The 20,848-nt window shown below is 63.6% G+C and carries 26 protein-coding genes and 1 tRNA gene; 13 read left to right on the top strand and 14 right to left on the bottom strand.

The window, feature by feature from the left end; translation table 11 throughout:
- The first annotated feature begins 23 nt into the window (after nt 1-23).
- The 7 genes from serB (at nt 24) to V6M63_RS01165 (ending at nt 2,863) form a co-directional block, all read left to right on the top strand.
- A complete protein-coding gene (gene serB / locus V6M63_RS01195; protein ID WP_332738654.1) occupies nt 24-746 on the top strand; it encodes a phosphoserine phosphatase SerB in 723 nt (240 codons plus the stop codon).
- A gap of 160 nt (nt 747-906) precedes the next feature.
- Nucleotides 907-1,224 carry a BON domain-containing protein gene (locus tag V6M63_RS01190; RefSeq protein ID WP_332738652.1) on the top strand — a complete coding sequence of 106 codons (318 nt, stop codon included), beginning with the start codon at nt 907-909 and terminating at the stop codon, nt 1,222-1,224.
- A 66-nt stretch (nt 1,225-1,290) separates the two neighbouring features.
- The gene (locus V6M63_RS01185; RefSeq protein ID WP_156406485.1) at nt 1,291-1,491 is read left to right on the top strand and encodes a glycine zipper 2TM domain-containing protein; all 201 of its coding nucleotides are present in this window, start codon (nt 1,291-1,293) and stop codon (nt 1,489-1,491) included.
- 59 nt (nt 1,492-1,550) lie between these two features.
- Nucleotides 1,551-1,940 carry a hypothetical protein gene (locus V6M63_RS01180; protein WP_332738647.1) on the top strand — a complete coding sequence of 130 codons (390 nt, stop codon included), beginning with the start codon at nt 1,551-1,553 and terminating at the stop codon, nt 1,938-1,940.
- Nucleotides 1,941-1,958: 18 nt separating this feature from the next.
- The gene (locus V6M63_RS01175) at nt 1,959-2,342 is read left to right on the top strand and encodes a hypothetical protein (protein ID WP_332738646.1); all 384 of its coding nucleotides are present in this window, start codon (nt 1,959-1,961) and stop codon (nt 2,340-2,342) included.
- Entirely contained in the window at nt 2,339-2,704 is a 366-nt protein-coding gene (locus tag V6M63_RS01170) for a hypothetical protein (RefSeq protein WP_332738644.1), read from the top strand. The genes V6M63_RS01175 and V6M63_RS01170 overlap by 4 nt, the downstream gene beginning before the upstream one ends.
- Nucleotides 2,705-2,713: 9 nt before the next feature.
- Nucleotides 2,714-2,863, top strand: a complete 150-nt coding sequence (locus V6M63_RS01165; RefSeq protein ID WP_156406473.1) for a lmo0937 family membrane protein — start codon at nt 2,714-2,716, stop codon at nt 2,861-2,863.
- A gap of 13 nt (nt 2,864-2,876) precedes the next feature.
- Here V6M63_RS01165 and V6M63_RS01160 read toward each other — a convergent pair whose 3' ends face one another.
- A complete protein-coding gene (locus V6M63_RS01160; RefSeq protein WP_332738635.1) occupies nt 2,877-3,239 on the bottom strand; it encodes a translation initiation factor Sui1 in 363 nt (120 codons plus the stop codon).
- 74 nt (nt 3,240-3,313) lie between these two features.
- Between V6M63_RS01160 and V6M63_RS01155 the strand changes: the two genes are divergently transcribed.
- Nucleotides 3,314-4,549 (top strand): DEAD/DEAH box helicase, encoded by a 1,236-nt coding sequence (locus tag V6M63_RS01155; RefSeq protein ID WP_332738633.1) that lies wholly within the window; start codon nt 3,314-3,316, stop codon nt 4,547-4,549.
- 6 nt (nt 4,550-4,555) lie between these two features.
- Here V6M63_RS01155 and V6M63_RS01150 read toward each other — a convergent pair whose 3' ends face one another.
- Together V6M63_RS01150 and V6M63_RS01145 are read right to left on the bottom strand one after the other, a co-directional pair.
- A complete protein-coding gene (locus V6M63_RS01150; RefSeq protein ID WP_332739202.1) occupies nt 4,556-5,116 on the bottom strand; it encodes a GNAT family N-acetyltransferase in 561 nt (186 codons plus the stop codon).
- A gap of 34 nt (nt 5,117-5,150) precedes the next feature.
- Nucleotides 5,151-5,732, bottom strand: a complete 582-nt coding sequence (locus tag V6M63_RS01145) for an RNA polymerase sigma factor (RefSeq protein ID WP_332738631.1) — start codon at nt 5,730-5,732, stop codon at nt 5,151-5,153.
- Between the two features lie 204 nt (nt 5,733-5,936).
- Between V6M63_RS01145 and V6M63_RS01140 the strand changes: the two genes are divergently transcribed.
- The 4 genes from V6M63_RS01140 to V6M63_RS01125 all read left to right on the top strand — a co-directional run bounded on the left by V6M63_RS01140 (nt 5,937) and on the right by V6M63_RS01125 (nt 10,640).
- A complete protein-coding gene (locus V6M63_RS01140) occupies nt 5,937-6,353 on the top strand; it encodes a CesT family type III secretion system chaperone (RefSeq protein ID WP_332738629.1) in 417 nt (138 codons plus the stop codon).
- Nucleotides 6,354-6,365: 12 nt separating this feature from the next.
- Nucleotides 6,366-7,889 carry a hypothetical protein gene (locus V6M63_RS01135; protein WP_332738627.1) on the top strand — a complete coding sequence of 508 codons (1,524 nt, stop codon included), beginning with the start codon at nt 6,366-6,368 and terminating at the stop codon, nt 7,887-7,889.
- Nucleotides 7,890-7,981: 92 nt separating this feature from the next.
- A complete protein-coding gene (locus V6M63_RS01130) occupies nt 7,982-8,440 on the top strand; it encodes a hypothetical protein (RefSeq protein ID WP_332738626.1) in 459 nt (152 codons plus the stop codon).
- A gap of 10 nt (nt 8,441-8,450) precedes the next feature.
- Nucleotides 8,451-10,640 (top strand): hypothetical protein, encoded by a 2,190-nt coding sequence (locus V6M63_RS01125; protein ID WP_332738624.1) that lies wholly within the window; start codon nt 8,451-8,453, stop codon nt 10,638-10,640.
- A gap of 58 nt (nt 10,641-10,698) precedes the next feature.
- Here the strand turns inward: V6M63_RS01125 and V6M63_RS01120 are convergent.
- The 11 genes from V6M63_RS01120 to V6M63_RS01070 all read right to left on the bottom strand — a co-directional run bounded on the left by V6M63_RS01120 (nt 10,699) and on the right by V6M63_RS01070 (nt 19,849).
- A tRNA-Val gene (locus V6M63_RS01120) sits at nt 10,699-10,773 on the bottom strand.
- A 70-nt stretch (nt 10,774-10,843) separates the two neighbouring features.
- Complete coding sequence (gene dnaQ / locus V6M63_RS01115) at nt 10,844-11,551, bottom strand: DNA polymerase III subunit epsilon (protein WP_332738623.1); 708 nt, start codon at nt 11,549-11,551, stop codon at nt 10,844-10,846.
- 63 nt (nt 11,552-11,614) lie between these two features.
- Nucleotides 11,615-11,953 (bottom strand): ISC system 2Fe-2S type ferredoxin, encoded by a 339-nt coding sequence (gene fdx / locus V6M63_RS01110; protein ID WP_332738621.1) that lies wholly within the window; start codon nt 11,951-11,953, stop codon nt 11,615-11,617.
- Nucleotides 11,954-11,958: 5 nt separating this feature from the next.
- Nucleotides 11,959-13,830, bottom strand: a complete 1,872-nt coding sequence (hscA, locus tag V6M63_RS01105) for a Fe-S protein assembly chaperone HscA (RefSeq protein WP_332738619.1) — start codon at nt 13,828-13,830, stop codon at nt 11,959-11,961.
- A 31-nt stretch (nt 13,831-13,861) separates the two neighbouring features.
- Nucleotides 13,862-14,380, bottom strand: coding sequence for a Fe-S protein assembly co-chaperone HscB (hscB, locus tag V6M63_RS01100; RefSeq protein WP_332739200.1), 519 nt, complete (start codon nt 14,378-14,380; stop codon nt 13,862-13,864).
- 64 nt (nt 14,381-14,444) lie between these two features.
- Nucleotides 14,445-14,768 (bottom strand): iron-sulfur cluster assembly protein IscA, encoded by a 324-nt coding sequence (iscA, locus tag V6M63_RS01095; RefSeq protein ID WP_332738617.1) that lies wholly within the window; start codon nt 14,766-14,768, stop codon nt 14,445-14,447.
- A 12-nt stretch (nt 14,769-14,780) separates the two neighbouring features.
- Entirely contained in the window at nt 14,781-15,167 is a 387-nt protein-coding gene (gene iscU, locus V6M63_RS01090) for a Fe-S cluster assembly scaffold IscU (protein ID WP_332738615.1), read from the bottom strand.
- A gap of 12 nt (nt 15,168-15,179) precedes the next feature.
- On the bottom strand, nt 15,180-16,397 hold the full coding sequence (locus tag V6M63_RS01085) for an IscS subfamily cysteine desulfurase (RefSeq protein ID WP_332738613.1): 1,218 nt from the start codon (nt 16,395-16,397) through the stop codon (nt 15,180-15,182).
- A 109-nt stretch (nt 16,398-16,506) separates the two neighbouring features.
- Nucleotides 16,507-17,043 (bottom strand): Fe-S cluster assembly transcriptional regulator IscR, encoded by a 537-nt coding sequence (gene iscR / locus V6M63_RS01080; protein WP_056276648.1) that lies wholly within the window; start codon nt 17,041-17,043, stop codon nt 16,507-16,509.
- Between the two features lie 366 nt (nt 17,044-17,409).
- Complete coding sequence (gene uvrB / locus V6M63_RS01075; RefSeq protein ID WP_332738610.1) at nt 17,410-19,530, bottom strand: excinuclease ABC subunit UvrB; 2,121 nt, start codon at nt 19,528-19,530, stop codon at nt 17,410-17,412.
- Complete coding sequence (locus tag V6M63_RS01070) at nt 19,484-19,849, bottom strand: DUF6172 family protein (RefSeq protein WP_332738608.1); 366 nt, start codon at nt 19,847-19,849, stop codon at nt 19,484-19,486. The genes uvrB and V6M63_RS01070 overlap by 47 nt, the downstream gene beginning before the upstream one ends.
- Nucleotides 19,850-19,924: 75 nt before the next feature.
- Here V6M63_RS01070 and V6M63_RS01065 point away from each other — a divergent pair, with 75 nt between their 5' ends.
- On the top strand, nt 19,925-20,530 hold the full coding sequence (locus V6M63_RS01065; protein ID WP_332738606.1) for a 3'-5' exonuclease: 606 nt from the start codon (nt 19,925-19,927) through the stop codon (nt 20,528-20,530).
- Nucleotides 20,531-20,848 lie beyond the last annotated feature (318 nt).

The following is a 20,848-nucleotide window of genomic DNA, read 5'->3' as shown; positions in this document are numbered from 1 at the left end:
AGCCTGTCGAAGCCCCTGCATCCATGACCACCACCGAATTCGCTCCCGGCCTCACCGTTCAAGGCTTCACACCGCCGCTCAAGCTCAGCGATTTCAAGCTGATTGCGTTCGACATGGACTCCACGCTCATCAGCATCGAATGTGTGGACGAAATCGCCGATGCCGTGGGCAAGAAGGCCGAGGTGGCCGCCATCACCGAAGCCGCGATGCGCGGCGAGATCGCCGACTACAAGGACAGCCTGCGCCAGCGCGTGGCGCTGCTGCGCGGCGTGACCATCGCCGACATGGAGCAGGTCTACACCGAGCGCCTGCGCATCAACCCCGGCGCGGCCGAGCTCATCACCGCCTGCAAGGCGGCGGGTCTGAAAGTGCTGCTGGTCTCGGGTGGCTTCACCTTCTTCAGCGAGCGCGTGCGGCAGCAGCTCGGCATCGACTTCACGCGCGCCAACGTGCTGGAAGTGGAAAGTGGCCCCAACTGCGGGCAGCTCACCGGCCGCATGGTTGACCAGCCCTGGGGCGACATCTGCGACGGCGCGGAGAAGCGCCGCACCCTGCTCGAAGTGGCCTCGCTGCTGGGCATCGAGCCCGCGCAGTGCATCGCCATGGGCGATGGTGCCAACGACCTGCCCATGATGAGTGTGGCCGGTCTCTCGGTGGCGTACCACGCCAAGCCTGCGGTGCGGGCGCAGGCGATGGTGGCCATCAACGAAGGCGGACTCGACCGCCTGCTCAGCGTCCTGCGCTGAGGCGTCGCCGCCCTTTGCACCAGGGTGCGACAGCGCACAGACGGTGTGCAAATCCCCTTTTAGAGTCTGCTCATTGGCGGTGGGGCTTCATGCCCTGCACCATGCGGTGACCTTGCAACCATGTTGGGCCACGCGGCTCAACCACTCCAAGGAACACTCCATGAAAACGCGTCAATTCTTCCCCATCGTCATGCTCGCCGTGGCCGCTTCCGTCATGACCCTGGCTGGGTGCTCCTCCACCTCCAAGCAGGCCAGCACCGGTCAGTACCTGGACGACACCGCCATCACCGGCAAAGTGAAGGCCGCGATCTTCAATGACGCGTCCCTCAAATCGACGGAAATCAACGTCGAAACTTTCAAGGGCGCCGTGCAACTCAGCGGCTTCGTGAATTCGCAAGCCGACATCCAGCGCGCCGTGGCCGTGACGCAGGGCGTCGCGGGCGTGAAGTCGGTCAAGAACGACATGCGTCTGAAGTAAGACGCAGCTGCCCTTTTTACGGTCAACATCAAGGAGACCACCATGAAATCCATTGCATCGCGCTCGATGACGATCGCAGCTTCCATCGCACTGCTCGCAGGCCTCACCGCCTGCAGCGGCATGTCGCGCCAGGACCAGAACACCGCCATTGGTGCAGGTGCTGGTGCGGTCGGCGGCGCCGTCCTCACCGGCGGCAGCACGATGGGCACCCTCGGAGGTGCCGCCATCGGTGGCCTGATCGGCAATCAGGTCGACACCAAGAAGTGATCCGCAAGCCGGCCAGCGCCGGCTTCGGGTCCACTGTTCCACCCTCATGAAAGACGCCCATGATCAAGTCTGACAAATACGTGGGAGACGAGCTCTCCACCCTGGCTCACGACGCGGCGCAAACCGCGGAACGTGCTGCCCATTCAGCCCGCAGCGGCATCGGCCAAGGCCTGCATGAAATGTCCAACGGACTGGAGCATGCGCGCGCGGAAACCGGACAGGCGCTGCGCCAGCTGGCCTCCGACTCGGACGCGCTGTTGCACCGTGGCATCGACAAGGTGCGCGACGGTGCAGACCAACTGCGCGACAGATCCCTGCATGCCAAAGACACGGCCACCACCTACATCCAGCATGAACCCATGAAGTCGGTGCTCATGGCTGCAGCGGTGGGTGCTGGGCTGATGGCGCTCGTGGCCCTGTTCAGCCGCAACCACCACTCCGGCCGCTGATCGCGGGCGGCAACGTCCATGCTTCACCCCGTGTTCCGACTCGCGGCGTCACAACCGCAATTGCTGGCGGAACACGCCGCGGGCTATGCCGGCCTGCTGGCAGAAGAATTGGCCATCAGCGGTGCGCAACTCAAACGGCGCATCGCCCTGCAGATCGTCGGCCTTCTGGGTCTGATGGTGGCAGCCATTCTCGGCGGCGTGGCCGTGTTGCTGTGGGCGTCGTTGCCGGCGGCGTCGATGCAGCAACCCTGGTTGTTGTGGTTCGTCCCGCTGGTTCCGGCCCTGCTGGGCGCGCTGGCGCTCTGGGTGTCCAACAGCAACCCGGTGGAGCCCGCCTTTGCCACGCTGCGCGAGCAGCTTGCGCAGGACGCGGCCATGTTGCGCAGAACCACCGAGCCATGAACCCCGCTGAATCTGCCCAACAGCGCCTGGCGCGCAGTCGCGCCCAGATGACGCAGTGGCTGGAGGCCGATCACGCGCGTCGCGAAGCCTTTGCGCACAGCGGTCTGGGTCAGTTCTCGGCGCTGCCGTGGGTCCGGAGCATCGGCAACCATCCCTTGGCCAGCCTGGCCTTTGGAGCACTCACGAGATGGTGGATGAAGCCACGTGAGAAGCGCTCATCCACAACCCGTGTGCTGGCACTGGGCACGGGCCTGGGCCTGCTGCGCCGCCGACCGCTGCTCACCGTGGCGACCATGACGCTGGTCGGCGCGCTGGCCTGGTGGACCCAGATTCGCAAACGTCCTCCTGCTCGATTGAAATAAGGATTCACCATGCTCTACACCATCGCCGTCGTGCTGCTCGTCCTCTGGCTGCTCGGCCTGGTCACCTCCACCACCCTGGGTGGCTTCGTCCACGTGCTGCTGGTGATCGCTGTGGTCATGGTGCTGTTGCGCCTGATCAGCGGACGCAAGCCCTTCTGACCTGACCGCGGGCTCAGCCGCCCGCGCGCTTGACGGTGTGGCCCTGCGCCTGGAGCGCGGCCATCACCTTGTCCACGTGATCGCCCTGGATCTCGATCACACCGTCCTTGACGGTGCCCCCCGATCCACAAGCCGCCTTCAGACGCTTGCCCAGATCGGCCAGTTGCTGCCCCTCGAGCGCAACGCCTTTCACCAGCGTGACCGCCTTGCCGCCGCGGCCCTTGGTCTCGCGCGACACACGCACCACGCCGTCGCCCGCCGGCACGGCCGTGGCCTGCTTGCACACACATTGCGCCACCGGCTGGCGACACGCCGGGCACATGCGACCTGCTTCGGTGGAATAGACCAGACCACCGGTGGAGAGCTTGCTTTTCATGGGGCTGGATCGTAGCGCGCTCCACCCGCTTGCACGCGCACCACCGGTACACTGGGCCGAACCAATCCGACACCATGCCATTCCACGCCCTGGGCCTCGCGCCCGCCCTCGCCCAAGCCGCTGCCGAACTCGGCTTCACCACCCCCACACCCATTCAGCAAGCTGCGGTTCCTGCCGTGCTCAGCGGGGGTGACGTGCTCGCCACCGCCCAGACCGGCTCCGGCAAGACCGCCGCTTATGTGCTGCCGCTGCTGCAGCGCCTGATGGTCAGCCCCGGCCACACACCCCGGCGCGTACGCGCGCTGGTCCTGGTGCCCACGCGCGAGCTGGCCGCGCAGGTCGGTGAAGTCGTGCGCAGCCTGGCGCAACACCTCCCCGTCAAGACCAAGACAGCCGTGGTGTTTGGCGGTGTGTCCATCAATCCGCAGATGCTGGCCCTGCGCGGCGGCGCCGATGTGGTCGTGGCCACGCCGGGGCGCCTGCTCGATCTGGTCGAGCACAACGCCCTGAAACTTGCCAGTGTGGAATTGCTGGTGCTCGACGAAGCCGACCGCCTGCTCGACCTGGGCTTTGCCGACGAACTCGCCCGCGTGCTGGCGCTGCTGCCCGCCGTGCGCCAGAACCTCTTTTTCTCCGCCACCTTCCCGCCCGACGTGCAGGAACTGGCCGGCAACCTGCTGCGCGAGCCGCAGCGCATTGATGTGCCCGGCGTTGAAGTCGAGGAAGCGGTGATCCTTCAACGGGCCTTTCTGGTCGACAGCACACGCCGCACGCAGTTGCTGCGCCAGCTCATCAAGACGCAGGGCTGGCAGCGCGTGCTGGTGTTCGTGGCCACGCAGTACCTGGCCGAACGCGTGGCCTCCAAGTTGCATCAGGGCGATCTGTACGCCACCTCCTTCCATGGGGGCCTGAGCCAGGGCGCGCGCAAGCAAGCCCTGGACGAGTTCAAGGAAAAACGCTGGGACGTGGTGGTGACCACCGACCTGGCCGCGCGCGGCATCGACATCAGCCAGCTGCCGGTGGTGGTGAACTACGACCTGCCCCGCTCTGCCGTGGACTATGTGCACCGCATCGGCCGCACCGGTCGCGCGGGCGCCAGCGGCCTGGCCGTGAGCTTCGTCACCCCGGCCACCGAGGCGCATTGGCGCCTGATCGAAAAACGCCAAGGGCTGAGCTTGCCGTTGGAAGTGGTGCCCGGGCTGGAGCCCACCGAGGTGGCGCCAGTGAGCGAGGCTGGCGGCGGCGTCAAAGGCAAACGCCCCAGCAAGAAGGACAAGCTGCGCGCGGCCGCCGCGGCCAAGCCGGGCTGAGCGCCTTCATGGCACGGCAGCGTGCAGGTGCAACCCGAGCAAGGGAGCCGATGCTCTGTAGAACCGCAGAGCAGCCAGATTCAGTGCAGACCTCGACGCCGCGCCATTCACGGCCATCGCCCAGATCCCGCAGTCGCTGAAAGGCGCGCCCACCCGCCAGTCGGTCTCGGCCCAGCCACAGCGCTGAAATGCGGCACGTGAGGCCACATTGCCGTGGCGTATGCCTGTGACCAGGGCATGGAGCCGAGCGCGTTCGGCCAGGCCCGCCAAACCGCGTATGACCCGCGAACCATGCCCGCGCTGGCGCAGAGATGGCGTCAACCACAGTGCCGGGCTCCCCACGTCCTCTTCCAGCCGCAACTGCGCGTATCCCACGGGCTGCTCACCCTGGAAAACCACATAGCAGGCTGGCGTTTTGCTCAGACGCGTGAGCACCCACGGCACAGGATCGCGCGGATCGGGGCGCGCAATGGCTGTCCAGTGCGCCCCCTCGGCATCGTCCAGCAGACGCGCCATCAGACCTGCGTGCTCAACGCACAGCGGCTCCAGATGGCCGCCCCCTCCCATGCTGAAAACACGGCGCCACATCGGCAAACGGTGGTCAAGCCGAGCCCATCCCCGCGCGCAACTGAGCCCGGGCACGCGACAAGCGGGACCGCACTGCGGCGGGAGTGATGGCCAATCGCAGCGCGATTTCGTCACGGCTCAGCTCCTCCACCGCGACCAACCACAACACCTCTGCCTGCGTTGCTGGCAACTCGGCCATGGCACGGTCCAGGGCTGCCAGCGCCTGCCGGCTGGCCAACAACTCGGCCGGCTCCGGCGACAGGCCGATTTCCTCGCAAGTCTCCGGTTCGCACAAACGCCTTGAGATGCCCTGCGCGGCCAGCCAACGCCGCGACAGATTCAACGCGATGCCGTAGAGCCAGGTGGACGGGCGCGAGTCACCGCGAAAGTGGTGGCCACCCCGGTGCGCCTGCAGAAAGGTGTCCTGCACCACGTCTTCGGCATCCATTGCCGAACCCACCCGGCGGGTGAGCCAACGCCGTATGGAGCGGGCCTGCGTTTGAAATTCGCTCCCCCAGTCCACGGGAGCCCGCAAGGCCGAAGACACATCCTCGCTTTCCAAGGTACCGACGGTGTCTGAAAGCGGGGGGCCAGGGAGCAGAGAAAGGTCGGACATGGCCTCAGCCTGAGGCACATGCCCGGCCGCGTACATCGTGTCTTTGCACCAGAGCACCCTGTACCCCTGTCGGGCCACTGGGCTTGAAACCGCAGAGAGCGGCACGCGGGGCGCCGAACCTGCACTCACGCTGTGTGCAGACAGTCCGGTCATGCATGTTCAAGCCCTGGCTTGGACCCTGTCACCCCCTTCCATCCCCACACCATGAACCCGAACTTTGAAAAACTGGCCACTGCGTTCGCCACCAAAAACGGCCTCGATCCCAAGCACATCGTCGCCGGCGGTGCCTTCGAGGTCTCCAACATCCTGTGCTCGCTCCTGCACGACGCGGAAATCGACAAAGACCGGTTTTTCGTCTACGCCGACCTGGGTGCCACGCCGACCAAGAATCCGGAATTGGCCTACCTGAATCTCCTGAAACAGAACTACGACGCTTTCGCCGTGGCGAATTCACGGTTCAGCATTTCGCCAGCCAACGGCCATGCGATCTTCACGATTTCGCTGGATGCCAATACCACCACTTTCGATCACCTCATGGAGGAGATCAAGGGTGCCGCAGCACTCGGTCAGGAATGGCAAAAGAGCTATTTCACCGGTTTTCAGATCGGCGCCAAGATCTGAAAGGGCTGCACCATGGATCTCCATCTTTCAATCAAATCCAGTACCCAAAAGCCCCCCAGTGAAGGGGTTGCAAGGACCCGGAAACGGTACAAGGTCGCCGATGTGCATTTTCATCCGACGAACTATGTCCAGCAGGGCACGGACCCCGTGCTTCTGCTGGCCGCCATGGATGAACTGAAAATCATGTACACCACCTTGAGCCCCATTCCCACCAATGTGCTGGCCCGCGGTTGCGGAAATCACGATCACGACTACGACCACAACTACGATCACGCTCATGACGACTACAACCCCGCCACTGGATACCCCACGAATGAGGCCAACTATTACATCTCCAGTTCACACATCAAGAAAAACATAGTCAATATCGACAGCACCACCTACCAATCAAATCTAGAGAAAGATGCGCCTCTTTATTACAACCCAGGCGTGGATGCGGACACCGCCACGCGCTACAGACAGTTGAACGAAGAGCAGAAAAAACGCTTTGACCCAATGATCACGGGTCTGGTGCTGGGAGATTTGCGCTGCTCGGAGGATTTGCTGCGCAAGCTGTCGAACAATCCCGGCGTGTTCACCGGGGTGGGCGAGATCACCATTCACAAGGAGTGGGTGGAGAAAAAGGTGCCGGTCGAACACCAGGCCAACCTGAACGACAGGTCCGCCGGAATCAAAGGCCTCATGAGGACCTGTGGCGTGATCGGCATGCCCGTGGTCCTGCACTGCGATGTCGACGTCATGCTCAACCGTGTCGAAGGTGTTCCCGCCTATTTCGAACCCATCAAGGCCTTTCTGGCCGACCCGCTCTGCGTGAACACAAAGATCATCTGGGCGCACGCCGGAGGGCTGGGCAAGTATTCGACCATCAGCGATGGCCATTTGGAACGGCTGAGGCAAATTCTGGAGTCGAAGGCCCACAGCCATGTGTATTTTGACCTCTCGTGGGATACCGTGGCCAAGCAACTTTTGCGCAAATCACAACTGGATATCGTGGACGACGAGTCCCGGGTTCAAGCCTTCTGCAAACTGCTGTCGGATTATCCGGACCGTTTCCTGTTCGGCTCCGATTCCTTGTCGCCCAACACAACGGCGATTTGGGGCGCGACAGCCGATCTCTACGCCAAGGTCTTCAACATCATCGGAAAGGATGTGAGCAAGGCCATCCGGTATGGCAATTACGAGCGACTGATCGTGAGTGCTCGACCGGTGGTGCGAGCATATGAAAGGTATTGCCTGCCCTACGCCATGATTCTGGCCGACATGCGCCAGGACAACGACGTCCCCGACGCCGTGAAAGCTGCCATCCAGCGGGCAGTTCAAGACGGGATCGAGGTCGGATTGTCACTGCGAGCGCACGAATTTGAAAAGAAACCGATTCCACCGGAAATCGTCAACATGCAAAAACATTTGATGAAAGTCGATGAGTTGCGTTTGATTGCCACCAGTGTGCTGGAAATGAGCAAGCCGAAACCCTGGGAAACCAATCTGGCATTCAAGACCAATTACTTGAACAAACTGCCAGGCAGCAAACTTTAATGGAAGGCCGGAGCGCCGCGAGGGCTGCTTGTCAAAGCTCTTCTCTTGGCACTCGCGGTTTTCTTCCACCCTCATCTCAACAAATGCTCATCATGGACCCTAAATTCTTCGCCCAACTCTGCGCCGACGCCAGCAAGACGCTGGCTCTCAAAGACAGCACTGCCCTTGGCCTGGGTCAGCCCATCAACATCAATGGGGTTGACATCGAATTGATGATGAAAACCTCGTTTCCGGCCGGAGTTCAAGCCATTTTCGAGGTAGGAGCCCCGGAACCCAAACAACGCCTGGCCGTGTACGAAGCCTTGCTGGCCCAGCAGATGCTCTGGATGGGCGACCTCAATGGCCTCTTCTGCTACGACGCCAGCCACGACCGCGTGCTGTTCAGCGTGGGCATGCCCACCGACGACCACACGAAAGGTGAGCAACTGGCCAAAGCCATCCAGGGTTTCGCCGATCTGGTGCTGAGCTGGCGCAACGGCTTGCTCAAGGGTTTGCTCGATCCGGACTGGTTCCTTCAGGACGCCCTGCTCGACAAAGCAACCCACGCCTGAGGAGGACCCCATGGACGTTCCAGATTTCGACAACAACGCCACCCACAGCGACGAACACGACCCGGACCGTGAAGCGCGGCAAGGGCAGGACGAAGACGTGCTGGCATTCAGCAAGATCTTCGGCGGACCGCCGGACAGCAGCGGCTTGCGCTTGCCTCCTTTGCCGCCCCTGCCGGTGCAACCCGCGTCCCCGATGGGCCAGAGCAGCCCGCCCGTGAGCAAGCGCGAGCGCTTCGGTCTGTCGAGCGTGCTGAGTCACTCCGCACCCGGCTCACCCAGAACCCCCTCGTCAGGCCCCACATCACCCCGCATCGACGTGATGCTGGTACCCACCCCGCGCGATTCCCACGGCATGGTCAACCAGGGTGCCGCCTGGGTCACCAAGCTGCTGAGGCAGATGGAGGCCATGTCCAAGCTGTCGGCAGATGCCCAGGCCGAGTTGCTGGCCCAGGTGCCCGACCTGGCCGCCGCCAACGCACAGGCCCAAAAGGAAACGCTGGACCGTGAGAAGGACTTGCGCAACCGGCGCATCCGCACGAGCACCTACGCCGCCATGGTGATGTACTGGCTGACCTTCGGCCTGGGCAAGGTGGTGGGCAACGCCTACGGTGCAGCCATGGTGGCCAGTGGCCTGCCAGCGGCGTCCGTGTATGCCCCGCTGTTCACCATGCTGGGCGTTCCGCTCACGCAGGTGGCCTTCGGCGAACCCTATGGGGGCGCCTGGCGCAGCGCGGGGGTGAGCTACGGTTCGCCCGATCAGGCCGCCTACATCAACTACCAGACCGCGCACGCGCTCTACATCCGGGCCTGGCTGGAGGGCAGTGCCGAGGACGAGGAGAAGTACCGCAAGATCATGAACACCATCGTGGACGGGCTGATCAAGCGGGAGGGCGAAAAGAAGACCGATGGCAGCTCGCGCATTCCGCGGCGGCTGCGCTCGAACGCCAAGGTGCCCGAGCGCCTGCCCGACGGCCGCGTGAAGCCGGGACAGCCCGACCCGTCTTCGGCGGTGGTGGGCGCTGCGCGCACGCGCTCCTTCATCACCGACGAAATACCGGTGCACACCTTCACCGTGCTCAACGGCATGTCGGGCGCGGCCAACCTGTTCTGGAAGCTCGGCATGGGAGGTGCGTTGACCCGCGTGCCCGACATGCTGGCCCACACCGTGCTGGGCTCCATCGCCATGATCTCGATGTTCGAATGGCAAAACGTGTGGCGCGCCAAGTACCAGGGCGTGGACCTGAGCGACGGCGGACACCCTGCGGTGCTGAAAGCCAAAAGAGACGCGGCCCGCGTGACCCTGGCCCTGTGGCGTCAGCGGTGCACCGATGCCTTGAACCTGATCCACAAAATCGAGGAGATGCTCAAACGCGTCGAGGACTACCGGAGCTCGCACCACGTCAACGATGTGCACTGGAACGACATGCTGAGCTACGAGGCCACGCTGATCGCCACCCATGGGCAGTTGCGCCAGTCGCTCAAATCAATACTGGCCGCGGCCAGGCGGAGCAAGAAGGAGCTCAACAACCTGGAAACGCGCAACGCCAGAGCCCATCAGGCGGCCAGGCGGATCATGTCTTCGATGGTCGGCGAAAGCCCTGCGCCAGAGCCATGGCTCGATGGCGCACCGCTGAAGATCCGCAGCGTCTCGCGCGTGCTGGGCTACATGACGGTGCTGGCCACCACCACCAGCCAGGCCATCCTGCTGGGCATGGCGCTGATGGAATACGATCAACGCCGAAGTGAAGCCACGGCACTGGCGGCGATGAACAACACCACGCTTGCCAGCGAGCCGCTCAACAGCATCGGCCTGACGCCGGACCAGATGGCCATTGCGACGTTCACCGCGAGCACCGTGGCCGCCAACGCGATCGTCGGCTGGACAGCCAAAACCCTGTATGGCCTGCCTCTGTGGGAACACGGCATCCATGGGGTGGCCGGCATTGCCACGAGGGCCATCAAGGGGGTTCGCAAATGCCTGGGCATGACGCCGGACACGTCACTCCCCACCCAGGCCGACGATGACAACCTGGAAGGCTCCATCGAAGCAGTCGACGTGCCTGCGTACAGCAGCGAAGATGAGGGCTCGGGCAGTGAGATCCCTCTGCCACCGCTGCCGCACCGGCCCGAGACCAGCAGCGAGGGCAACTCCCCCAAAGTCTCCAGCTCATCGAGTTCCAGCAGCAGCGATCACCACTGAAGCGAAGCCCAAAAAAACGAAAACCCCCGGTGGCCGAGGCCAACGGGGGTTGATGTCTTGGTGGGCGGTGCAGGGTTCGAACCTGCGACCCCTGCCGTGTGAAGGCAGTGCTCTACCACTGAGCTAACCGCCCGATCGTTCAATGATGCAACAAGGCATCGATCGATCGGAAGCCTCAGATTATAGCCAGGTTTTTGGCGCTTTCAGGCAGGTGCAAGCGAACGCCACACGGTTTTTCCCTTGCTGGCCTTGTCCAGGTCGGCCAACACGTCGTCATGAGCTTGCACTTCCTGTTCGTTGGCAAGCAGCACCGGCAACTCGAAGTTGCTCAAATCCAGCGACTCGGTGAGACCGTTCTCGTCGGGTGCATCACCCAGGTCCATCAGCAAGGCATCCTGACCGCGCGTCATGTTGATGTAGACGTCGGCCAGCAACTCGGCGTCGAGCAGCGCGCCGTGCAGCGTGCGCCCGGAGTTGTCCACGCCCAGGCGGTCACACAGGGCATCCAGGCCGTTGCGCTTGCCCGGGAACATTTCCTTGGCCATCACCAGGCTGTCCGTCACCTGGCCGATCACGGTCTTGATCGGCGGGCGGCCCAGCCGGTCGAGCTCCTTGTTGAGGAAGCTGATATCGAACGGCGCGTTGTGGATGATCAGCTCGGCGTCGCGCAGGTATTCCAGCAACTCGTCGACGATGGCGGCGAACTTGGGCTTGTCACGCAGGAACTCGTTGCTGATGCCATGCACCTTGAGCGCGTCCTCGTGGCTGTCGCGCTCGGGGTTCACGTAGAAGTGAAGGTTGTTGCCGGTGAGCTTGCGGTTGAGCAGCTCGACACAGCCGATCTCGATGATGCGGTCGCCGTTGTCGGCGGACAGGCCGGTGGTTTCGGTGTCGAGGACGATCTGGCGCATATTCTTCAAGTCTCCGGAGAAAGACGATCCGCCGCCGGGCCGCCCCACGGCGGAGCGTGGGGGTTAATGAATTTCCTTGGCGTGGTTGATCGAGTACTTGGGGATTTCCACCGTCACGTCGTTCTGCGCCAGGATGGCCTGGCACGAGAGGCGAGAGTTTGGCTCCAGGCCCCAGGCGCGGTCGAGCAGGTCTTCTTCGGTCTCGTCGAGTTCGTTCAAGCTGTTGAAACCCTCACGCACGATCACGTGGCACGTGGTGCAGGCAGCGCTCATGTCGCACGCATGTTCGATGTTGATCTTGTTGTCCAGCAGAGCCTCGCAGATCGAAGTGCCGGCGGGCGCCGAGATGCTGGCGCCCTGGGGGCAGTATTCGGGATGGGGCAGGATTTTGATGATGGGCATGGGGTTCAGACTTCTTCGAGTTTCTTGCCGGACAGGGCCTGCCGGATGCCGCGGTTCATGCGCAGGGCTGCGAATGCTTCCGTGCCCTTGGCCAGGGCCGCGGTCGCGGCCTCGATGGCGGCGGCCTCGGTGCTGCCCAAGGACTGTGTCAGTGATTCGATGAGGGCGTCGATGCGCTGGCGTTCGTCGGCTTCCAGCAGATCTGCGTCGGCGGCCAGCGCGGTTCGGGTGGCGGCAATCATGCGGTCCGCGTCCACACGGGCTTCGACCAACGCACGCGCCTGTATGTCCTGCGAGGCGGTGGCAAAGCTGTCCTGCAGCATGGCGGCAATCTGCTCGTCGCTCAGGCCATAGGCGGGTTTCACGTCCACGCGGGCCTCCACGCCACTGCCCTGCTCTTTCGCGCTCACCGACAGCAGCCCATCGGCGTCCACCGTGAAGGTCACGCGGATGCGTGCCGCGCCGGCCACCATGGGCGGAATACCGCGCAGCTCGAAGCGCGCGAGGCTGCGGCAGTCGGCAACCAGGTCGCGTTCTCCTTGCACCACGTGCAGCGCCAGCGCGGTCTGGCCGTCCTGGTAGGTGGTGAAGTCCTGTGCGAGCGCGGTGGGGATGGAGCTGTTGCGTGGCACGATGCGCTCGACGAGGCCACCCATGGTCTCGATACCGAGCGAGAGGGGAATCACATCGAGCAGGAGCAGGTCGCCATCGCGGCTGTTGCCGGCGAGCGCGTTGGCCTGGATGGCGGCGCCGAGCGCCACGACCTCATCGGGGTTGAGATTGGTCAGCGGCTCCTGGCCGAAGAATGCGCCCACCGTGCGGCGAACCACCGGCATGCGGGTCGAACCACCGACCATGACCACGCCCTGCACCTCGTCCTTGCCCACGCGGGCATCGCGCAGCACCTTGCGCACGGCCGTCATGGTGCGCGTGGTGAGCGCGGCCGTGCAGGCCTCGAAGTCTTCCGGGGTGACGGTTTGCTCGACGGCCTGGCCGTCCACGCTGGCGCGGAAGGTCTCGCTGGCCGACGACGACAGGGCTTCCTTCACGCGCCGGGCCTCGGCATGCACCGCGGCACGTTCCGACGCATTGAGCGTGGCGCTCACGCCCTGCTGCGCCAACACCCAGGCGGCCAAAGCCTGGTCGTAGTCGTCGCCGCCCAGGGCCGAGTCGCCGCCAGTGGCCATGACTTCGAACACGCCTTTCGTGAGGCGCAGGATGGAAATGTCGAAGGTGCCGCCACCCAGGTCGTAGATCGCGTAGACGCCTTCCGAGCCGTTGTCCAGTCCATAGGCAATGGCAGCGGCCGTGGGCTCGTTGATCAGGCGCAGCACGTTGATGCCGGCGAGTTGAGCCGCGTCCTTGGTGGCCTGGCGCTGTGCATCGTCGAAGTACGCGGGCACGGTGATGACGGCGCCATAGAGTTCATCGTCGAAGCTGTCTTCGGCACGGAAACGCAACGTGGCCAGGATCTCGGCGCTCACCTCCATCGGCGTCTTGCGCCCGGCCACGGTTTCGACCACGGCCATGCCGTCCTGCTCGACCACGTTGTACGAGAGCTTGTCCACATCGGCCACCTGCGCGAGGCTGCGGCCCATGAGGCGCTTGACCGAGCTCACGGTGTTGGCCGGGTCCTGCACCTGCGCGGCGAGCGCCTCGAAACCGATCTGCCGCCCCGAGCCGCCCTGCGCGGGATCGAGGTAGCGCACGACGCTGGGCAGGATCACACGGCCATCGGTGGCAGGCAGGCATTCGGCGATGCCATGACGCACGGCTGCCACCAGCGAATGCGTGGTGCCCAGGTCGATGCCCACCGCCACGCGGCGCTGGTGGGGGTCGAGGGATTGGCCGGGTTCGGAAATCTGCAGAAGCGCCATGGGTCACGATCGGTTCAAAGGGGACAGTTGTCTATTGTCCCAGCAGATCGATGCGGCTTTCCACATCGCGCGCAAAGCGCTCAACGAACATAAGGGCTCTGACCTGGCGGGCCAGCGCGGGCCAGTCGCGCAACTCGTCGGCCGTCGTCTGCAGAGCTTGCAACATGTCGCCGCGCGCAGCAGCCACGTCATCGGCCATGCGCTCCAGGTCCGCCACCGCGCTGGCCTCATCCAGGTCTTCGCGCCACTGCATCTGCTGCATCAGGAAGGCCGCCGGCATGGCGGTGTTGTTCTCGGCCTGGATCGGTGCACCGTGCAGCTCGCACAGGTAGGCCGCGCGTTTGAGCGGGTCCTTCAGACGCTGGTAGGCCTCATTGATCCGCACCGACCACTGCATGGCCTGACGCTGCGTCTGAGCATCCGCGGTGGCAAAGCGGTCGGGGTGAGCCTCGCGCTGCAGGTCTTTCCAGCGCGCGTCGAGCGCAGCGCGGTCCACGGTGAACCGGGGGGGCAGGTCGAATATCTCGAAGTCGGTCGATTGCAGGTTCAGGTTCATGGCAAAACAAAGCCGCCGGCGCTGGACAGCACGGGCGGCTCGGTGGAGAAACGTGGCATCAAATCCTGAAGCTCTCGCCGCAGCCGCAACGGTCGCGCTCGTTCGGGTTGTTGAAACGGAAGCCCTCGTTGAGGCCCTCACGCACGAAGTCGAGCTGCGTGCCGTCGATATAGGCCAGGCTCTTGGGGTCGACAAGCACCTTCACGCCGTTGTCCTCGAACACCACGTCTTCCGGGGCGATCTCGTCGGCGTACTCCAGCTTGTAGGCCATGCCGGAACAGCCCGTGGTCTTCACACCCAGGCGCACGCCGACGCCCTTGCCGCGTTTGGCAATGTAGCGATTGACGTGCCGCGCTGCGGCTTCAGAAATGGAAATGGACATGGCGCCTGCAGCTCAGTTGAGGTGCTTCTTGCGGTAGTCGTCCACCGCGGCCTTGATGGCGTCTTCGGCCAGGATGGAGCAGTGGATCTTCACCGGCGGCAAGGCCAGCTCTTCGGCGATCTCGCTGTTCTTGAGCGCGGCGGCCTGGTCAAGCGTCTTGCCCTTGACCCATTCGGTCACGAGCGAGGACGAAGCAATGGCCGAGCCGCAGCCGTAGGTCTTGAAGCGCGCGTCTTCAATCACGCCCGTGCTCGGGTTGACCTTGATCTGCAGCTTCATCACGTCGCCGCAAGCGGGCGCGCCCACCATGCCGGTGCCGACGCTGTCGTCGCCCTTTTCGAACGAGCCCACATTGCGGGGGTTTTCGTAGTGGTCAACCACTTTTTCCGAGTAAGCCATGATCTTTCTCCTTCAGTGTGCTGCCCACTGGATGGTGGACAGGTCAATACCGTCTTTGAACATTTCCCACAGCGGAGAGAGTTCGCGAAGCTTTGCAACATTTTCCTTGATCGTCGCAATCGCGTAGTCGATCTCTTCCTCGGTCGTCCAGCGACCGATGGTCATGCGCAGGCTGCTGTGCGCCAGTTCGTCGCTGCGGCCCAGGGCGCGCAGCACATAGCTGGGCTCCAGGCTGGCCGAGGTGCAGGCCGAGCCCGACGACACCGCCAGACCCTTGATGCCCATGATCAGCGACTCGCCTTCAACGTAGTTGAAGCTCATGTTGAGGTTGTGCGGCACACGCTTCGTTTCGTGGCCGTTGATGAAGACCTCTTCCACATCTTTCAGGCCTGCGACCATGCGGTCGTGCAGGGCCTTGATGCGCTGGTTCTCCTCGTGCATCTCGGCCTTGGCAATGCGGTAGGCCTCGCCCATGCCCACGCACTGGTGGGTGGGCAGCGTGCCCGAACGCATGCCACGCTCGTGGCCACCGCCGTGCATCTGCGCCTCGATGCGGATGCGTGGCTTGCGGCGCACATACAAGGCTCCAATGCCCTTGGGGCCGTAGGTCTTGTGCGAGGTCAGGCTCATCAGGTCGACCGGCAGTGTCTGCAGGTCGATGTCGACGCGGCCGGTGGCTTGCGCCGCGTCCACGTGGAAGATCACGCCCTTCTCACGGCAAATCGCGCCGATGGCGGCGATGTCCTGGATCACGCCGATCTCGTTGTTCACGAACATGACCGAGGCCATGATGGTGTCCGGGCGGATCGCGGCCTTGAAGGCCTCCAGGTCGAGCAAACCATCGGCCTGCACGTCCATATAGGTCACCTCAAACCCTTGGCGCTCCAGTTCGCGGCAGGTGTCGAGCACCGCCTTGTGTTCGGTCTTGACCGTGATGAGGTGCTTGCCCTTGGTCTTGTAGAAATGCGCCGCGCCCTTGAGCGCGAGGTTGTTCGACTCGGTCGCGCCGCTGGTCCAGACGATTTCACGCGGGTCGGCGTTGATCAATGCGGCCACCTGCTCACGTGCGGTCTCCACGGCCTTTTCGGCTTCCCAACCCCAGGCGTGGCTGCGCGATGCCGGGTTGCCGAAGTGCTCGCGCAACCAGGGAATCATGGCGTCCACCACCCGCGGGTCGCAGGGGTTGGTGGCGCTGTAGTCCATGTAGATGGGGAAGTGAGGAGTGCTCATGGCGGGCTGTCTTTGTGCGGATCTGTGGGGGGTCGAATGAGAAATGTTGCCGGTACTGGCTGACGCCGACCTTGGACCTGCCCGGAGCAGCGCTCCGGGCCGATCAGGCTCATTTGGAGAACGCCGCTCCACCCAGTGCGAACACCGAGTTGGGCGCGTTCACGCGAATGGGCTTGACCACCGGCGCGCTGGAAATGGCGCGCTTGATCATGGGCGCGTTTTCCACCACCACGCCTTTGGCGAGTTGTTCATCCACCAGCGACTGCAGGGACACGGAATCGAGGAAGTCCACCATCTTGGTGTTCAGCGCGGCCCACAGCTCGTGGGTCATGCAGCGGTGCCCTTCGCCCATACAGTTTTCCTTGCCGCCGCATTGCGTGGCGTCGATCGGCTCGTCCACCGACACGATGATGTCGGCCACGGTGATCTCGGATGCCTTGCGGCCCAGGGTATAGCCACCGCCCGGCCCACGGGTCGATTCGACCAGTTCGTGGCGACGCAGCTTGCCGAACAACTGCTCAAGGTAAGACAACGAGATCTGCTGCCGCTGGCTGATGGCCGCGAGCGTGACAGGTCCGTTGTTCTGGCGCAGGGCCAGATCAATCATGGCTGTGACCGCAAAGCGGCCCTTGGTCGTGAGGCGCATTTTCAAGCTCCTTTAAATGTTGGCTTGACCGTCGTTAACCGGTTCAACAGGTTTGCCACCCCTTGAACCCCTTCTCCGCCCACCCTGACCATTGCTGGTCGCTTCATCGAAGGCTTTCCCGACTGTTTTCGTCGAGTATAGCGTAAAAGCCCAGTGATTCGCTCGGCATCTTAAGTCAAGAGCCATTTTTGTCTAAGACAAATAAGCCTTCGACCGAAAAGATCAAAACAAGACTGCTCGGTCGCTTTCGAGCTTGGACGCGCTTGATCTGATTTGCGTTCCGGCCAAATCGTTCAGCCAAAACCGATAAAAAACTGCAGCCTACTGCCCGTAGCACAGTCCAGCCCAACTCGGGTGGCCAACCTGTCAGGCGATGTTGTCCATGCCAGGCGCCCCGAACACCGAGGCCTTGAGTCGGCCCAACTGGTCGCGCACGCTGGCCGCATTCTCGAATTCGAGGTTGCGCGCGTGTTCCAGCATGAGCTTTTCCAGCCGCTTGATCTCGCGCGCCACGTCCTTCTCGCTCATCTCGTCGATGCTGGCGCGGTGCGCGCTCTCGGCGGCCAGGCGGTCGGCCTCCTTGCCCGCCTTCTCGCTGTAGACACCATCGATCAAGTCCTTGATGCGCTTGTTGATGCTGCGCGGCTCGATGCCCATGGCCAGGTTGTGAGCCACCTGTTTGGTGCGGCGGCGGTTGGTCTCGTCCATCGCCTTCTTCATCGACTCGGTGATGCGGTCGGCGTAGAGGATGGCGCGGCCATTGAGGTTGCGCGCGGCGCGCCCGATGGTCTGGATCAGGCTGCGCTCGGAACGCAGGAAGCCTTCCTTGTCGGCGTCCAGGATCGCCACCAGCGAGACCTCGGGTATGTCCAGGCCCTCGCGCAACAGGTTGATGCCGACCAGCACGTCGAACGCGCCCAGGCGCAGGTCGCGCAGGATCTCCACCCGCTCGACCGTGTCCACGTCGCTGTGCAGGTAACGCACCTTCACGCCGTTCTCGGTCAGGTAGTCGGTGAGCTGCTCGGCCATGCGCTTGGTCAGCGTGGTGATCAACACGCGTTCGTTTTTCTCGACGCGGATGCGGATCTCCTGCAGCACGTCATCCACCTGGTGGGTGGCCGGGCGCACCTCCAGTTCCGGGTCGACCAGGCCCGTGGGGCGCACCAGTTGTTCGACCACCTGGCCGGAATGGGTTTTTTCATAGTCGGCCGGAGTGGCCGAGACGAACACCACCTGGCGCATGCGCTGCTCGAACTCGTCGAGCTTGAGCGGGCGGTTGTCCAGCGCGCTGGGCAGGCGAAAGCCGTACTCCACCAGAGTGGTCTTGCGTGCACGGTCGCCGTTGTACATGCCGCCGAACTGGCCCATGAGCACGTGGCTCTCGTCCAGGAACATCATCGCGTCCTTGGGCAGGTAGTCGGTCAATGTGGATGGCGGTTCGCCGGGCGCACTGCCGGCCAGGTGGCGCGAATAGTTCTCGATGCCCTTGCAGTGGCCCACTTCGCTCAACATCTCCAGGTCGAAGCGGGTGCGCTGCTCCAGCCGCTGGGCTTCCACCAGCTTGCCTTCGCCCACCAACTGCTTCAGGCGCTCGGCCAGCTCCAGCTTGATCGCCTCGACCGCGCTGAGCACCTGCTCGCGTGGCGTCACGTAGTGGCTGCTGGGGTAGACGGTGAAACGCGGGATCTTCTGCCGCACTTTGCCGGTGAGTGGGTCGAACAACTGCAGGGTCTCCACCTCGTCGTCGAACAGCTCGATGCGGATCGCCATTTCGGAGTGTTCGGCCGGAAACACATCGATGGTGTCGCCGCGCACGCGGAACTTGCCGCGCGAGAAGTCCTGTTCGTTGCGCGCGTATTGCATGCGCACCAGTTGCGCAATCAGGTCGCGCTGGCCCACCTTGTCGCCCACGCGCAGCAGCATCACCATCTGGTGATAGCTCTCGGGCTTGCCGATGCCGTAGATGGCCGAGACGGTGGCCACGATCACCACGTCGCGCCGCTCCAGGATGCTCTTGGTGCAGGAGAGGCGCATCTGTTCGATGTGCTCGTTGATCGCGCTGTCCTTCTCGATGAACAGGTCGCGCTGCGGCACATACGCCTCGGGCTGGTAGTAGTCGTAGTAGCTGACGAAGTACTCGACCGCGTTCTTCGGGAAGAACTCGCGGAACTCGCTGTAGAGCTGGGCGGCCAGCGTCTTGTTGGGCGCGAACACGATGGCCGGGCGGCCCAGCCGCGCGATCACGTTGGCCATGGTGAAGGTCTTGCCCGAACCGGTCACACCCAGCAGGGTCTGGAACACCTCGCCGTCGTTCACGCCCTCCACCAGCTGGCGGATCGCCTCGGGCTGGTCGCCCGCGGGCGGGTACGGCAAAAACAGCTCGAACGGCGAGCCGGGAAACTTGAGGAACTCGCCCTCAGGGGGCGCTTCGCTCACCCCTTCAATCAGCGGGTTCTTCGGCGTCGGGGGCAGTGTCGTCTGGGGCATCGGACGATTGTGCCGGATGGTCGCGGTCAGCTTCGGTCCTCGGTCTGCGCACGCCGGGTTTGGCCAGGATTTCCACATAGGCCTGCTCGCCGCCCTCTTTCGCGATCGCGTCGAGCTGGCCCATCAGGGCCGCGAGATGCACCACCTCGGCGGTCTCCCTGGTCGCACCGAAGCGGCAGTCGAAGTCCAGGAAATCGGCACCTTCGGGCAGGTCACGGCGGCGTTCGCGCTTGAGGTACTTGCGGATCTCGTGTTTGACGGCTTCGAGCACGCGGTCGCGGTGAAGGCCCTCTTGGGTCAAGGCAAAGATTTTTCTCATGGCGGTCGAGCGCGTGCGGCGCGTGTCAGGGGACGAAGGGCGCGATTATGCGCGCCGGGGTATCCTGAGCCGCACATGACACCGCGCGAACAACACCCCACGCCCAGCAAGGACGAAATCGCTCTGCTCGAACCCTTTGAACGCCTCGGGCTGGACCGCATCGTGCTGGTGAACACCGCCGCGCAGGCGCGCGAAGCCTGCGCCGAGTTGACCGACAACGCGGTCTGGGGCTTCGACACCGAGTCCAAACCCACCTTCTTCAAGGATCAGGTCTCCGACGGGCCGCACATCGTGCAGCTCGCCACCCAGCAGCGCGCCTGGGTGTTCCAGTTGCACGACCCGGCGTGCCGCGATCAGGTGGCGGCCTTGCTGGCCGATGCCAGGTACACCAAGGCAGGCTTTGGCCTGGGCGACGACACCAAACGCATCGTCTCCAAACTCAATGTGGAGCCGGCAGCCGTGCTGGAGCTCAACACCCTCTTTCGCCAACGCGGCTATCGCAAGGACATGGGCGTCAAGGGCGCGGTAGCGGTGTTGTTCAACCGGCGTTTTCTCAAATCGAAGAAGGCCGCCACCTCCAACTGGGCCAACCCGCACCTGAGCGAGGCGCAACTGGTGTACGCAGCCAACGACGCGTGGGCCGCGGGGCGGGTTCACCAAAGAATCTCCGAACTCTGGTGATGCTCCATCAAAAAATTCGATGATTCGTCATCGAATTAGTACAAATAAAGTATTTGTCCAGTTTGTCTTCCTCATGACACTCGCTTCGTGAGTTGAAGCGCTTTCCCGCCTGCCAAGCGGACGCGCATCGGCTCCACAGACCGTCGGATGTTCGCTTTTTCAAGCGGCGATCCGCGCGTCGGCAAGCGTCATGTTCAGGGGGGAACGCGGGCAACAAAAGACCGGTACAACACCCGTCGCATTGCCCATACCGCAGCGCCTGATCTCCTTTTGTTCGGACAACCAGCCGGTCCTGGTTTGTCCAGATTCAATACAAAA

The sequence above is a fragment of the Hydrogenophaga sp. genome (genome assembly GCF_036675665.1).
Lineage (GTDB): Bacteria > Pseudomonadota > Gammaproteobacteria > Burkholderiales > Burkholderiaceae_C > Hydrogenophaga.
Note: the sequence above shows the minus strand (reverse complement) of the source record. Positions and strands in the feature narration are given on the sequence as shown.

Excerpts from the sequence above, each read along its gene's own strand:
- serB (WP_332738654.1), top strand. The coding sequence starts at position 24 with ATGACCACCACCGAATTCGCTCCCGGCCTCACCGTTCAAGGCTTCACA.
- V6M63_RS01190 (WP_332738652.1), top strand. The coding sequence starts at position 907 with ATGAAAACGCGTCAATTCTTCCCCATCGTCATGCTCGCCGTGGCCGCT.
- V6M63_RS01185 (WP_156406485.1), top strand. The coding sequence starts at position 1,291 with ATGACGATCGCAGCTTCCATCGCACTGCTCGCAGGCCTCACCGCCTGC.
- V6M63_RS01180 (WP_332738647.1), top strand. The coding sequence starts at position 1,551 with ATGATCAAGTCTGACAAATACGTGGGAGACGAGCTCTCCACCCTGGCT.
- V6M63_RS01175 (WP_332738646.1), top strand. The coding sequence starts at position 1,959 with ATGCTTCACCCCGTGTTCCGACTCGCGGCGTCACAACCGCAATTGCTG.
- V6M63_RS01170 (WP_332738644.1), top strand. The coding sequence starts at position 2,339 with ATGAACCCCGCTGAATCTGCCCAACAGCGCCTGGCGCGCAGTCGCGCC.
- V6M63_RS01165 (WP_156406473.1), top strand. The coding sequence starts at position 2,714 with ATGCTCTACACCATCGCCGTCGTGCTGCTCGTCCTCTGGCTGCTCGGC.
- V6M63_RS01160 (WP_332738635.1), bottom strand. The coding sequence starts at position 3,239 with ATGAAAAGCAAGCTCTCCACCGGTGGTCTGGTCTATTCCACCGAAGCA.
- V6M63_RS01155 (WP_332738633.1), top strand. The coding sequence starts at position 3,314 with ATGCCATTCCACGCCCTGGGCCTCGCGCCCGCCCTCGCCCAAGCCGCT.
- V6M63_RS01150 (WP_332739202.1), bottom strand. The coding sequence starts at position 5,116 with ATGGGAGGGGGCGGCCATCTGGAGCCGCTGTGCGTTGAGCACGCAGGT.
- V6M63_RS01145 (WP_332738631.1), bottom strand. The coding sequence starts at position 5,732 with ATGTCCGACCTTTCTCTGCTCCCTGGCCCCCCGCTTTCAGACACCGTC.
- V6M63_RS01140 (WP_332738629.1), top strand. The coding sequence starts at position 5,937 with ATGAACCCGAACTTTGAAAAACTGGCCACTGCGTTCGCCACCAAAAAC.
- V6M63_RS01135 (WP_332738627.1), top strand. The coding sequence starts at position 6,366 with ATGGATCTCCATCTTTCAATCAAATCCAGTACCCAAAAGCCCCCCAGT.
- V6M63_RS01130 (WP_332738626.1), top strand. The coding sequence starts at position 7,982 with ATGGACCCTAAATTCTTCGCCCAACTCTGCGCCGACGCCAGCAAGACG.
- V6M63_RS01125 (WP_332738624.1), top strand. The coding sequence starts at position 8,451 with ATGGACGTTCCAGATTTCGACAACAACGCCACCCACAGCGACGAACAC.
- dnaQ (WP_332738623.1), bottom strand. The coding sequence starts at position 11,551 with ATGCGCCAGATCGTCCTCGACACCGAAACCACCGGCCTGTCCGCCGAC.
- fdx (WP_332738621.1), bottom strand. The coding sequence starts at position 11,953 with ATGCCCATCATCAAAATCCTGCCCCATCCCGAATACTGCCCCCAGGGC.
- hscA (WP_332738619.1), bottom strand. The coding sequence starts at position 13,830 with ATGGCGCTTCTGCAGATTTCCGAACCCGGCCAATCCCTCGACCCCCAC.
- iscA (WP_332738617.1), bottom strand. The coding sequence starts at position 14,768 with ATGTCCATTTCCATTTCTGAAGCCGCAGCGCGGCACGTCAATCGCTAC.
- iscU (WP_332738615.1), bottom strand. The coding sequence starts at position 15,167 with ATGGCTTACTCGGAAAAAGTGGTTGACCACTACGAAAACCCCCGCAAT.
- V6M63_RS01085 (WP_332738613.1), bottom strand. The coding sequence starts at position 16,397 with ATGAGCACTCCTCACTTCCCCATCTACATGGACTACAGCGCCACCAAC.
- iscR (WP_056276648.1), bottom strand. The coding sequence starts at position 17,043 with ATGCGCCTCACGACCAAGGGCCGCTTTGCGGTCACAGCCATGATTGAT.
- uvrB (WP_332738610.1), bottom strand. The coding sequence starts at position 19,530 with ATGCCCCAGACGACACTGCCCCCGACGCCGAAGAACCCGCTGATTGAA.
- V6M63_RS01070 (WP_332738608.1), bottom strand. The coding sequence starts at position 19,849 with ATGAGAAAAATCTTTGCCTTGACCCAAGAGGGCCTTCACCGCGACCGC.
- V6M63_RS01065 (WP_332738606.1), top strand. The coding sequence starts at position 19,925 with ATGACACCGCGCGAACAACACCCCACGCCCAGCAAGGACGAAATCGCT.